Annotated in this window: 10 protein-coding genes; all 10 read right to left on the bottom strand. The window is 54.4% G+C overall.

Features of this window, described 5'->3' with window-relative positions; all coding sequences use genetic code 11:
• Positions 1 to 367: 367 nt before the first annotated feature.
• The 10 genes from N902_RS0104030 to N902_RS0103980 all read right to left on the bottom strand — a co-directional run bounded on the left by N902_RS0104030 (position 368) and on the right by N902_RS0103980 (position 12,278).
• Positions 368 to 1,975, bottom strand: a complete 1,608-nt coding sequence (locus N902_RS0104030) for a peptide chain release factor 3 (RefSeq protein ID WP_027369893.1) — start codon at positions 1,973 to 1,975, stop codon at positions 368 to 370.
• A gap of 57 nt (positions 1,976 to 2,032) precedes the next feature.
• Positions 2,033 to 2,365, bottom strand: coding sequence for a TraR/DksA family transcriptional regulator (locus N902_RS0104025; protein ID WP_027369892.1), 333 nt, complete (start codon positions 2,363 to 2,365; stop codon positions 2,033 to 2,035).
• A 676-nt stretch (positions 2,366 to 3,041) separates the two neighbouring features.
• Positions 3,042 to 3,185, bottom strand: coding sequence for an FAD/NAD(P)-binding protein (locus tag N902_RS19620; protein WP_208596259.1), 144 nt, complete (start codon positions 3,183 to 3,185; stop codon positions 3,042 to 3,044).
• A gap of 39 nt (positions 3,186 to 3,224) precedes the next feature.
• Positions 3,225 to 3,863 carry a TorD/DmsD family molecular chaperone gene (locus tag N902_RS18575; RefSeq protein ID WP_051564253.1) on the bottom strand — a complete coding sequence of 213 codons (639 nt, stop codon included), beginning with the start codon at positions 3,861 to 3,863 and terminating at the stop codon, positions 3,225 to 3,227.
• Positions 3,864 to 3,947: 84 nt separating this feature from the next.
• Positions 3,948 to 4,913 carry a polysulfide reductase NrfD gene (locus tag N902_RS0104005; protein WP_027369890.1) on the bottom strand — a complete coding sequence of 322 codons (966 nt, stop codon included), beginning with the start codon at positions 4,911 to 4,913 and terminating at the stop codon, positions 3,948 to 3,950.
• The gene (locus tag N902_RS0104000; protein WP_027369889.1) at positions 4,910 to 5,638 is read right to left on the bottom strand and encodes a 4Fe-4S dicluster domain-containing protein; all 729 of its coding nucleotides are present in this window, start codon (positions 5,636 to 5,638) and stop codon (positions 4,910 to 4,912) included. The genes N902_RS0104005 and N902_RS0104000 overlap by 4 nt, the downstream gene beginning before the upstream one ends.
• Before the next feature lie 13 nt (positions 5,639 to 5,651).
• On the bottom strand, positions 5,652 to 8,219 hold the full coding sequence (locus tag N902_RS0103995) for a molybdopterin-dependent oxidoreductase (protein ID WP_051564251.1): 2,568 nt from the start codon (positions 8,217 to 8,219) through the stop codon (positions 5,652 to 5,654).
• 32 nt (positions 8,220 to 8,251) lie between these two features.
• Entirely contained in the window at positions 8,252 to 8,668 is a 417-nt protein-coding gene (locus N902_RS0103990) for a hypothetical protein (RefSeq protein WP_027369887.1), read from the bottom strand.
• A 561-nt stretch (positions 8,669 to 9,229) separates the two neighbouring features.
• A complete protein-coding gene (locus N902_RS20570) occupies positions 9,230 to 11,431 on the bottom strand; it encodes a sigma 54-interacting transcriptional regulator (RefSeq protein ID WP_161635153.1) in 2,202 nt (733 codons plus the stop codon).
• Positions 11,406 to 12,278: a substrate-binding domain-containing protein gene (locus N902_RS0103980; protein WP_161635152.1), complete on the bottom strand. Its 873-nt coding sequence runs from the start codon at positions 12,276 to 12,278 to the stop codon at positions 11,406 to 11,408. The genes N902_RS20570 and N902_RS0103980 overlap by 26 nt, the downstream gene beginning before the upstream one ends.
• Positions 12,279 to 12,673: the final 395 nt, after the last annotated feature.

Below are 12,673 nucleotides of genomic sequence, written 5' to 3'. Positions count from 1 at the left end.
AGCGACATTTTCCCGAACTCACAATGTCCTTGGACCAATCCCCGGCAAGACCATATCAAAGTATCGCTGTCGTACTTTTTTTTCGGCTCTTGGACACAGAAAGTAGAATTGCATACATAAGAGTTTGCCGTCTCTTCTGTGTGCCGTGAGCGGCAGGCCCGCACATTTTCTTGGTCCCGCCAAAAGGGGGAAACCCGGCACTCACGTGTATGATAAGCTTTCGTCACACAGAAAGCAGTGACCTGCACGTGAGTAGCCGGGAGGGGGCAGGGATCCCCCTTTGGCGGGAGTTAGAAAATACCGGGCCGAAAGTGGGCACACAGAAGAGATCGCAAACTCCAAGAATCCACAGGCTACGTCGAAGAACCTATTTTTCCCTGGTCTCCAGAAAATCGATCTTGGGCCAGTCTTCAACCGCCCGCTCCAGGCGATAACGGCTGGAGAACAACAATGCCGGGTGGCCTTCAGCATCCTGAACCAGGGTGTTGAAATAGCGTTTCTTGAACTCCCGCAGGGCGTTCTGGTCCCGGCTGTCTATCCACCTAACGGTCACATACTGCATGGGCTCGTACGTGGCCTGCACCCCATACTCGGCAGCCAGCCTGGAGGCTGTGACGTCAAACTGCAGGGCTCCGATGGCCCCCAGGATATAGTCCCGCCCGTTGACCGGCCGAAAGAGCTGAATGGCCCCTTCCTCAGTCAACTGATACAGCCCCTTGTCCAGCTGCTTGGACTTAAAAGGATCCTTGAGGATCACCCGCCGAAAGAACTCCGGAGCGAAGTTTGGAATGCCTTTGAACTTCAGGGGCTCCTTGCTGCTCAGGGTATCCCCTATGCGCAGGGTGCCGTGGTTGTGGACTCCGATGATGTCTCCCGGCCAGGCGTCGTCCACTCCAGAGCGGTCCTTGGCCATAAAGATGATCGCATTGGCCAAAGTCATATTCTTGCCCAGGCGGTGATGCCTGACCTGCATTCCCCGCTGAAATCGACCGGAGCAGATCCGGACAAAGGCGATCCGGTCCCGATGTTCCGGGTCCATATTGGCCTGGATTTTAAAGACGACCCCGGAAAATTCCTTTTCCTCGGGCGAGACCACCCTGGTCTCCGCTTCCCTGGCCCTGGGTGGGGGCGCCAGGCGGACAAAGGTGTCCAGCATTTCCTGTACCCCGAAGGTGTTCACTGCGCTGCCGAAAAAGACCGGGGTCTGCCGGCCCTCCCGGTACGCCTGGGAGTCGAAGGGATAGCCGGCTCCTTCCAGCAGCTCCACGTCCTGCCGAAGCTTCTCCGCCGCGTATGATCCCAGCAGATCATCCAAATGGCTGTCCCCAAGATCGGAGATCACCGTCGACTCCTCGGGCCTGCTGCCCTTGGTGTCCGCGGGATGGAAAAAGCGGACCTCCCCGTTCATCAAGTCGTAAACCCCCTGAAACTCCTTGCCCATGCCGATCGGCCAGGTCAAAGGGGCGGCTTGAATGCCCAGGGTCTGCTCGATATCGTCCAGCAGTTCAAAAGGATCCAGGCCGTTGCGATCCAGCTTATTGATAAAGGTCATGATCGGCGTGGACCGCATCCGGCAGACCTGCATCAGCTTCGTGGTCTGGGTCTCCACCCCTTTCACGCTGTCGATGACCATAAGTGCGGAATCAACAGCCGTGAGCACCCGGTAGGTGTCCTCGGAAAAGTCCTGGTGACCGGGCGTATCCAGGAGATTGATCTCATACCCCTGATACAGGAACTTCATGACCGAGGAGGTCACTGAGATGCCCCGCTCCTGCTCCACGCTCATCCAGTCCGAGGTGGCGTGCTTGCCGCTCTTCTTGGCCTTGATCGAACCAGCGGATTGAATGGCGCCCCCAAACAAAAGGAGCTTTTCAGTCAAGGTGGTCTTTCCGGCATCCGGGTGGCTGATGATTCCGAAGGTCCGCCGCTTGCGGACCTCGCGTTGGATTTGGCTTGCAGATGGCATTTGGGTCATGGATGTTTTGGGTCCGGATTGATCAAGGGTTTAGGTGTGGAACGCTGAACCGACACGTCATTGGGCACAGTCTATACACAACTCAGATTCCGGAAGGGCCTTCAACCGCTGTATTCCGATTTCTTCTCCGCATTCTCTGCACAGTCCGTATTCCTGGCCATCGATATTCTTGAGCACCTGTTTCAGCCTGGCCAGTCTGGTCTTGGCCTTGGTCACACTGGAAAGCAGGATACCCTGATTGGTCAGAGAGTCCATTCTGGACAGCCGGCCGATGGGCTGATCCAGATCAACGGTTTTGGCCCGCTCCTGCATCTCAGCCAACTCCCGACTCACAGCCTCTATCTGTTCTTCTATCGCCGCTTGGAGTTCATTTCTGGTTTTCCGGTCCATTCTGCCTCCGATTCGATTGCTTACTTCCCCGGCTTGAGGCAAAAATATGTCAGGTTTGCCAGGGCAAACCTGACCAAGAAAAAAGGGTTACAACGCATACGCTGCAACCCGGAAGACTATGGCCCAAGGCTGGCCGCGGCCCCTTTTGATCACACAAAATTTTACGTAAAAAGATGAGCATTGGCAAGGAAAAATGATGAAACCGCTGTTTGCCAGTGCTCCAGGGAAAATACTCAACCTTGATGCCACACTGCTCGCATCGCACTCTCCGTGGACTGTCCCGGAGCCATACGGGGATGCCCCAGAGGGAAATATGCCCAAAATGACGAACAGAGAGAGTATCCCGATACCTGGAAACTCTTCCACAAGAGCTGCAAAAGAGCGAGTGACGACGATCCGGGACAATGTCCACGATGATCGCGTTCGTATCGCCCTGGACCTGGCTGACACGAAGTCCTTGAATATCAAGTGTAGATTTGATCAACTGGGACACGAGCATGAGTTCCTCCGTGGTAGCTGGTGTGTGAGGTAACCACCTAACTACCCGGGGGGGGGGGACTCATGCTTTTCACGTTTTTGGGCTCAGCTCATGCGCAGATTTTTGAGAGGAACCATCTGTTGTTTCTCGTTGTCCACGTGACTGAGAGCGAACTCAGGGACCACCTCGATGCCTTTTTCATTGCACACATGCTCCCCGGTTCTGATCCACAACAGTAATGGAAATATCATGGGTTTCGATTTCATGACGCAGACTGTGGCATAGTCTGTTGGCCATCATGGTTCCGGCGGTTCCGGCTCCGAGAATGACGATGCTGCGCATAAGCACCCCCTGCCTGGTATGCACCATTTCTCTGTTGAGCTAATCATTGCTTGTACACCAGACTTCCAAATCGGCCTGGGCCAGCTCCAGTAATTGTCTGGTCAAGCGGCTCAATTCCATATAAAAAGGTTGAAACGTATGCTTTTCAATGTTTTCGGCCAACAGAGGAAACCAGTACCCGATATGGCGGTGCAGAAATAAGGCCCGTTGCTGCTGATAGAACATTTTTTGTTCTTCATCCTGGCTGCTGTTCTCCTGCAAACCAAGATAGGCCAGAAACTCCAGCTCAGCAGCCACATGGTCCGGCGGGCTTTTGAAGTCAGGGGAGAGATCCAGACCGCACTCCTTATACATCCTTTTGACTTCTGATGTTGATTGGCCCATCAACCGGCCCTCTGATTCCAAGTAGACCGAGCCGAAAGGCGGGGCCTCGAGCTGGAAAGGGCCGATGAACAGCCGGGAGTACTCCTTGAGCAGCTCATCCAGGTTCTGATTCTTGATTTCAGTCAGCATCCGATCGGCTGCATCGGCCATTTCAGGATCTAAAAATGTGACAATTTCAGGCAAGGTTTGCAGGTCCTCCAGGAGTTCGGGAGTCGGCCGATAAAAGCAGCTGGCGACCAGGGACAGGACGTTATACAGAGCCTGATCTTTTTCTGGCAGAATATGCACAGACATTGAAAAACTCCGGATAATTGTTGTTCAGTCCCGCCGTTGGCGGGACCTCCGGCAAATCTGAACACCGAACACTGAAAACTTTCCTTACGCCGACTGACCATGAGGCGTGTCATCCAGCCGCAAGAACCGCTCGCCCAAAGTGTACAACAGGAGCATAACGCACAAGGCAAAGACAACTACTAATATCTCCCAAATGCTGGGAAAATAGGTCAGGATTTCAGGTAACCCCTCGGCCTTGGGGCCGACCGGCCTTACCTGGCCGCCGATGAGGATCTGCATATGAACAGCAAAGATGCCGATCAGGGTGACTGCCGAGGCTAAAGTCTTGGCCCAGGCGGTGCGCCGCAGTCCCGGGCTGATCATGAGCACATAAGGGACAACCAGAAATAGAATGAGACTGAAATTGATGGCTGTGGCGAACTCCGGGTAAGTGGATCCAGAGGCCATGGCCAGCTTCAGAAAGTAAAAGATCAGGGTCAGCCCGATGACAAAAGAGAACTTGCGGGCCAGCATGTTCATGGCCGTATCGGTCACCTGGGAACAGGATCTCTTTATCAGGGAGCAGATGTTGATGTACAAAATGATCATAGCCATGCCTGAGAGCAGGGCGATAACCAGGCAGAACACGGAAATGAAAGGCCCGAAATAGGTCGGCCTGGCTTCTGTCAGGCCAAAGACCGAGCCCAGCATCAGAGCGGCGAAGACTCCGGTGAGCATGGAAGCGATGCCCAGGAAGCGGCTGGAGGCGGAGTGCCAGTCGCCTTTATGCATCCGCCACAGCTTGGCGAGCAAAAAGACCAGCCGCTTGGCCAAACCCTCGTATTGTTCCAGGTTGAAGACCAGGGGCATGGAAGATACCAAGGCTAGTCCGGTGCTGGTCAGGGCCAAAAAGACATAGGCCCCCAGGGGCAAGGTCCAGATCAAGACATCGTTGGCATTGAACAGGTAATGGCCGTTGACCAAAAGAATGCCAGCTGTACCCAGGCCGACGGCAATGCCGGCCAGAAGGAGGATCATCCAGGGGATGAATAATGTGTTTTTGCCGCTCATGAGACCTCTCCTTTGGTCTGGATGTAGGCTCCGGGATTAAAGCTGCGGATGTAGAACACCTTGGGGCTGGTTCCCAAATGCTCCTTGAGCCGGTAGGACCTGTATTTGCCCAGCAGCCGGCTCACCGCACTGGAGGGGTTGTTCAAGTCTCCGAAAATGCGCGCATCCGCAGGGCAGGCCTCCACACAGGCCGGCAAAAGCCCCTTTTTCAAACGGTGGTCGCAGAAGGTGCACTTCTCGACCACCCCCTTGGGCCGAATACCGTCCAGGGTGCTTTCCCGTTCCGGGTTGTAGTAGGGCGTAACCCGGCCCTTGACCTTGTCCGCCATCTCCTGGGCCGAGCTGGTGCAGCCCTCTATGAGCACCTCCTGCGAACGCCATTCCGGGTGGGGCTTGCGCCAGTTGAAATAAATGACCCCGTACGGGCAGTTGAACATGCAGTACTTGCAGCCGATGCACTTATCTGGATCATGCATGGTGATGCCGTCCTCGGTCTTATGCAGGGCTTTTGTGGGGCAGCCCCGCACGCAGGGGGCGTTGTCGCAGTGATTGCACAGAGTAGGGATGTAGTGGTAGCGGACACTGGGAAATGTTCCCACTGTCTCAGTAATTTTATAGGACCAGTATATGCCTTCCGGGGTGTTGTTCTCGGTTTTGCAGCCGATGATGCAGGCCCCGCAGCCCACGCATTTTTGATGGTCGATGACCATGGCCCATTTTGTCATGCCTGTGTCCTCCTTAGACCTTGACGATCTTGACCCGGGTGGTTCCGTAATAAGCTGAAGCGCCGCTTAATCGGTCGTAGTCGGCCGGGATGATGTAGTTATTGTTCCCACCTCGCGGCTGCTTACCGAAGACCTTGGCCGCCAGGCGGCCATAAGCCCAATGCCCCTGACCGTAGCACTTGGCCACAGTACCCGGCCGGACCCCTTCCCAGAGCCTGGCCGTGCACTCGATTTCTCCGGAGGGAGAGACGATTTTAATGGTGTCCCCGTCTTCAAGCCCCATCTTCCTGGCGTCCAGGGGATTGATTTTAGCCACATCGGCATAGTTCGCTTCACCGGGGTCCAGGTCCTTGAGTTCATGATACCAGGAGCAGTTGGCGCTCCGGCCTTCCCGGTTCAGCCTGGCCTTGTGATCCACAAAGACCAGGGGAAACTCAGTCGGATCGCCGTGCACATAAGGTTCTTCGTAGTGGGGGACAAAAGCTAATTCGCCCCGGGCCTGGTAATTGCAGACTTCCAGGACATGATCCACGCTGGCTCCGTGTTTTTGGGCGTGTTTTTCCAGGGCTTTCTTGAGAGTTTCGGAGTAAAACTCGAACATGCCGGTCTCGGTATTCATTTTTCCCCAACGCTTTCGGTATGGATAGGGATCGGAGTTGGAGACCCCGATTTTCTTGAACTCCTCCCAGCCGTTTATCTTGTCTCCACCCTCCCATTTGGCCGGGTTCCACAGTTTTTCGGTTCCGATTTTGACTGCGTACTCGGCGAACTCCTTCTCGTTGGTTGGCGTCTTGCCTGTTTCCGGGTCTTTGAATTTTTCCACATGATAACGGTGCAGGAGGTCAAAGCCTCTATCCGCCAGCTTCTTGCCCAGCAAAAAAGGAATTTCGGTTTCGTCTATCTTGTAGTCAAAGGGCATGTCGATGATAGGCTGCTGCAGGACCACATGGCGGTATCCATGGCCGTGGGATTTGGTGTAGCCCCATTTCTCGAACTGATGATGGGTGTCCGGCAGGACGATGTCCGCGAACCAGGAGAACTCCGAGGCGTTGGTGGTGATGTGCACCAGAAAGGGGATCTTGGCCAGGGCCTTATCCCAGCGCTGACCTTCAGGGGCCGAGAAGTTGAAGTTGTTCATGTAGGCGATGGCCATTTTTATTTCATTGGGATCTTCATTGATTATTCCGTCAGCAGCTCGGTTGGTGTTCACCCCACCTCCAGATTTGCCTTCCTTGAGGCAAGGAAATTCCAATCTGCCGCGTTGGTCGATCTTCTCGTGCTCCTTGCCCTGTTTGGCAATTTCGTCCAAGTACTCAGAGTAATCTGGAAAGCCTTGGGTATAGACCGTATTCGCCTTCAGGGTGCCGCCCACATTGTCCACGCCTCCGGTCAGACCGTTTAAGGCATGACACGCCATGCAGGCATAGGCGCTGCGGACCTGCATGCTCGGCCCGCCCCCGACCCAGGACATGACATTCGGTGCGGCTTGAGCGTATTCTATGGCCACTCTGCGGATCTGCTCGGCGGATATCCCGGCCTTGTCCGCGGCCCATTCGGCAGTCTTGTCTTTAACCTCCAGGTTCCACCACCTGACCAGACCGTGGGTGTATTTTTCCTCAAAAAGCGTTTCGTCGACTGCCTGACCTTGGGCAAAGCGGTTCACCCCGTCGGTAAAATCACCGACAAAATCACGGTACCACAGGCCCTCGGTGAGGATGACGTGAGCCATGGCCACAGCAATGGCCCCGTCCTGGCCGGGTTCGGCCGCCAGCCATTCATCGGCCTTGGCTGCGGTGGCCGAGAGCCTGGGTTCCACAATGGCCACCTTGGCCCGATCCAGGGCATTGCCCCAGGCGTAGCTGTAATAGGACACTTGGCGGTTGGCAGCCAGGGGGTCCGCCCCCCAGAGCAGGATGTAACGGGTGTTTTCAATGTCGTATTGCCTGTAGGCCCAAAGTCCTTCGGTGTAATAGGGTCCGAACTTCTCTCCCTCGGCACACAGGGTACTGTGGGATATGTTGTTCGGAGAGCCGATGATCTTGGTCATGGAGTCGTAGAGCACGTCCCGCATGTAAGTATACCGGCCGCGCATGAGCATATACTTGTGGGTTTCATTTTTTTTACGCAGGTCCATGATCCGGTCGGCGATTGTCTCCAGGGCCTCGTCCCAGGATATAGGCACAAAGCCCGGGTCCTGATCTCTTCCCTTATTAGGGTTGGTCCGCTTCATGGGTACCTTGATCCGGTCCGGATCGTAGACCTGCTGCAGCCCAAGGTGACTTCTGGGACAGCTTGCCCCCATGTTCACCTTGGAATGGGGGTTGCCGCGGACCTTCACCGCCCGGCCGTCAACCACATAAACCTGCTTGGAGCACCAGGAGGTGCAGCCCTGGCAGTTGGCCGGCAGCCACTCTCCGGCTTGACCGGGGACGGCTGCTTCGGCCGGGTCAGCACGCACAAAAGCGCGCAGGGCGGGCATGCTGCTGGCCATCGCTCCAGCGGCCAGAGAGCCTTTGATAAAGGTCCTGCGGGTGAGTGATGTGCAAGGCGCAGATTGTGGATCACCGGATGTTCGTTTCATAAGCAATCCCTTTGTTTGTGATGCATAAGAATTCATTTATCACGGTTCTTACCGGTATAACCAGGAATCTGGCTGCTTTCCAAAAGGGCTTGAAGACAGGTGTGAAGTTCATTATGAGTGCTTGATTTATTGATAACCGCAAATATATTGCGGCGAAGTGATTCTTTGAGTTCCGGATGAAAGGATCTGGTGGACAGAATAAGGACTCTGCAATAAGGGTTGAGTTTGTTAATGCGATGTAAAAGCTGGTCATCTACGGGTACAGCATCAATATCTATGATCAGGGACAACGGCCCGTCTGCATCTTCCGCAAAGTGAAAACAAGCAGTCATAGAATCAACTGACTCTCTGTATCCCCCAATTTCTTGAAGGATATCATCTATAGCTTTTCTGTCTGCTGGGGTCAGGCCCAGGTCGATCAGCCTGAGGTCAGCTTTCATGTTGTCCATATTCAGCTTTGCCTTCGGCAAATCTGAACTATTTTTGCCCCAAAGCAGGCAAAAAAAGAAAATTTGCCGGATAGATCATATAATGAATCGTGTTACCATCCCTCCGTCATTGCCCGAACAATCTAGTGAAAGCAAAATTTATTCCAGAAAAAGGTGGATGGAGTCGAAGGAGGAAAGATCACATGGACAGGCCCTGGTGGGGTTGCGTGCACAAACTGTTTCTGCACTCGACACAGGTCAGCACCGGCGCTGACCGCAGACGTCCGGTTTGATCCAGTATGAAAGTGGCGAACGAGAATGAGTCGGGGCGAATAATCATTCGCCCTCATGTACCTGAGAGGACACCCAGTGAAATGCCCTAACGGGATAAGATTTCAGGCAAGCAAGGTCCGCCCCTAAGCTGGTCTACCAAAAGGCTCAGGGATTTGGGTGTCCACATCCAAAACACAAAAACATACCGTGTCGGTATATTTTTGTGTTTTCAGGCAGATACGACTATGTATCGATTGTGGACACAAAGGTTGGGGTGTCCAGGGCCAAGGATTGAAAAAGAGGTGAGCTTCACTCGTTTTGCTGTTGGAGATTGTACCGCTTGAGCTTGCTGTACAGCGTACTTCGTCCAATCCCCAGTTTTTCAGCTGCGAGCTTCTTGTTCCACCCGCATTCATCCAGGGTCTGAACCAGAAGATCCCGCTCATGGGACCACATTTCTTTTTCCGGCGTGGTTTTGGGGCTTGGCTCCAGGAGCTTGTCCGGTAGATCTCCGGGCAGGAGGCGGTCTCCCCTGGCCATGATCACCGCCTGCTCCATGACATTTTCCAGCTCCCGCACATTGCCCGGCCAGGGATAGCGCAGAATCAGGCGCATGGCCTGGGAGCTTATGTCCTGAATCTGTTTTTCCATCCTGGCTGCAAACAGGGACAGGAAGTGCCGAGCCAATAGGGCCACATCGTTGCCCCGGGATCGCAGGGGCGGCAGATGAATAGGGATCACTTCCAGCCGGTAATAGAGATCTTCCCGAAACCGGCCGGCCCTGACTTCTTCCAGAAGATCCTTGTTGGTGGCTGCAATGATGCGCATGTCCACCTCAATGGTCTGTCTGCCGCCAAGTCTTTCGAACCTCTGAGTCTGCAAGACGCGAAGCAGCTTAACTTGCAGCTCCAACGGGACCTCGCCTATTTCATCCAGAAAAACCGTCCCCCCGTCTGCCTGTTCGAACCGACCCGCTTTTGCATTTGTAGCTCCGGTAAAAGCTCCCTTGGTATGACCGAAGAGCTCGCTTTCGATCAGGGTGGAGGGGAATGCGGAACAGTCAATGACCACAAAGGGTTTGTCTTTGCGGGGACTTTTGTCGTGAATGGCCCTGGCCACCAGCTCCTTGCCGGTTCCGCTCTCACCGCTAATCAGGACCGTGGCCCCGGTGGGGGCCACTTCGTCGATCAGATTGAAGACCTTTTGCATGACCGGGTTTTTGCCCACTATATTTCCATATACCGGATGCCCTTCCAGGAGAGATTGCAGGTCCTGCATCTCTTCTTCCTGCCTGACAGCCCGAAAAATGCTTTCCGCCGTATGGGCGATAATCAGAGACACCAAGTCGGCTTCTTTGAAATCGCACTCGCAGTCTCCGGGGCAGGCGATGACCAGGGCTCCGAAGATGTTTTCATGGCTGTCAAAGGGAATGATTGCCTGGGCAGGGGATTCGGAAATGGGCTGATCTATCAAAGGCAGACCGATGCGACTTGCTTTGCAGACCGAGTGCGAGGGCAGGCCTTGCAGAGCTGTTTCGAGTTCATCCAGTTCCTGCTGATTGTTTTTGATTGCCACACCCTGATCTGAAAGCCTGACGAGGCGGGTTTTGTCTGGATTGCAGAGCAAAAGGACCATCTCCTTGCAGGTCAGGATTTCCTTGAGCTGGCCCAAAAGGTATTTGCCGATTGTGTCCAGTCGGGTTTGGGCGGATACTGTCCGGATAACATCATAAGCTGTGGACAGTTGGTTGTGCATCTGTTCCAGGCTTTCAGCCTGTTTCTGCAGGCTTGTGGTGTACCGACCCAGACGGGCGGCCATATTATTAAATGATTTGGCCAGGGAGGCGAATTCATCCTTGCCCTGGGTTTGGACCCGGATATCAAACCGGCCTCTGTCCATGGCCTGGGTGGCCTGGACCAGGGATTCAAGGGGCTTGGTGATGCGGCGCATGAAAAAAAGACCGCCAATAACTGCCGAAATGAGAATGGCCAGAGTGACCAGGGCGATCTCCAGCCACAGTTCCTGCATGCGGGTGACAAGCGCGCCCCGATCGAACCCCATGCGCAGTGTGCCCGCTTTACCCTCAAAAACTGGCCAGGCCAGGTCCAAAATGTCCTTTGCTCCGGACTTGGAGACCACGCGCTGCAGCCCGGGCACGCCTTGCTCCGGGGGGCTGTTGGCATCGATGAGATTACGGGGAACACCCTGTTCAAAGGTATGGGCCAAGACCTTCCCCTGGCGGATAACAAAGGCGTATTCCACATTGGGATGGCTCTGGACGTGATAAGTCAAGGCCTTTTGCAATCCCACGAGGTCATTGATCAAAATGAGGTCTGAGACCTGCAGGGACAGGGAATGAGCCTGGTTTTCAGCCTGGGCCTTAAGGTTTTCATTCAGAGCCCCTGCGTAGCGCTGCGAGGCGAGGACTGCCACAAGCAGGGTACTGGCAACCACGAGAGCTGTCACGGCCAGCAGCAGACTTCCCTTAAGGGTTTTGGGCGATATCCGCATTGATCTCCTCTTTCCCCAGCTCCTGTGCCATGGTGCGGATAGGAGCGTACCATGAATCTTCAGGATGGATGAACCGCTCGATATGCAGTCTGGACAGAATTTCTTTTCCCCGTTCATTGGTATGCATAAAGAGCAGCAGATCTTCCAAACGCTTACGCAGCTCAGCTGCCATGTCCGATGAAACCACAAGCGGCGGAATGCCAAACGACTCAGATTTATGTATAACCCGAGTCTGTCTGGCGGTGTCCGATCCATTTTGGCGCATGAACTCCCAGATGAGACTGTCTACCGCCGCTCCGTCCACCAGACCCTTAGCCACGGCCAGAATGGAGTTGTCGTGGCTGTAGGTGTAAATGGTTTGGGCAAAGAACTCCTCCGGCCTGGTGCCCATCTGATGCAGCCAATAAAGGGGGACAATGTGACCTGAATTGGAGTGCGGATCAGTGAAGGCAAAGGCCTTGCCTTCCAGGTCTTGGAGGGACTGGAAAGGAGAATCCTCATTTACGATCAGATAGGAATGGTAGAAGTGACTGCCATTGACCTGCGGCGCGACCAGAAGGTCGAAGCCGCTGTCCTTTTGTCCCAGAGCGTAAGGCCCGGAGCAGATAAAGGCCAGGTCAAGGCGGCCCTTGCGGAACAACTCGTTGATTTCGGCATAGGTCTTGCGCTGGACAAAAGCCAAATCCCGGTCCATACGCCGGCTGATATAGGCGAAGAGCTCTCTGTATTGTGTATAGGTCTCGCGCGGGGAAATCATGGCTCCCACAGCTATGCGCAGTTGCTTACGGTTTTCCTGGCCGGCTCGTGGTTCGGTTTCGGGCAGAACCTGGTCGAAATCAACGACCACGGTGTCTTGCTTTGATGTGTTTTCCCCTTTGCAGCCAGGTAAAAAAAAGCCGCTGCTGAAAAGGATTATGCTGTATAGAGCAAGAATTGGAAGCTTGAATATTGGATTGGATTTGCTCATAGAAAGATTCTATCACTGCGTATAACCCGATTGCAAACTGGTTGCCCCCTGCTTGGGCTTTGGCTATCCTAAGTCAGCCCCGCCGTTGGCGGGCCAGTTATTCGTTATCAGTTATTTGTTCTTCGTATGGAGCCGCCAGTTTGATCCAGGATGAAACTCACGGCCACCGTTCCCTGTCATTGCCTGGGGAAAGTCAATCTATCTGCTCTGGATTCCCGCCTGCGCGGGAATGACGAACAAAGCAGGACCTGGTTTCATACCAGGTTTTGTTGTTA

This window comes from Desulfovermiculus halophilus DSM 18834 (assembly GCF_000620765.1).
Taxonomy (GTDB): domain Bacteria; phylum Desulfobacterota; class Desulfovibrionia; order Desulfovibrionales; family Desulfothermaceae; genus Desulfovermiculus; species Desulfovermiculus halophilus.
This window is presented reverse-complemented; position numbering and strand designations above follow the sequence as displayed.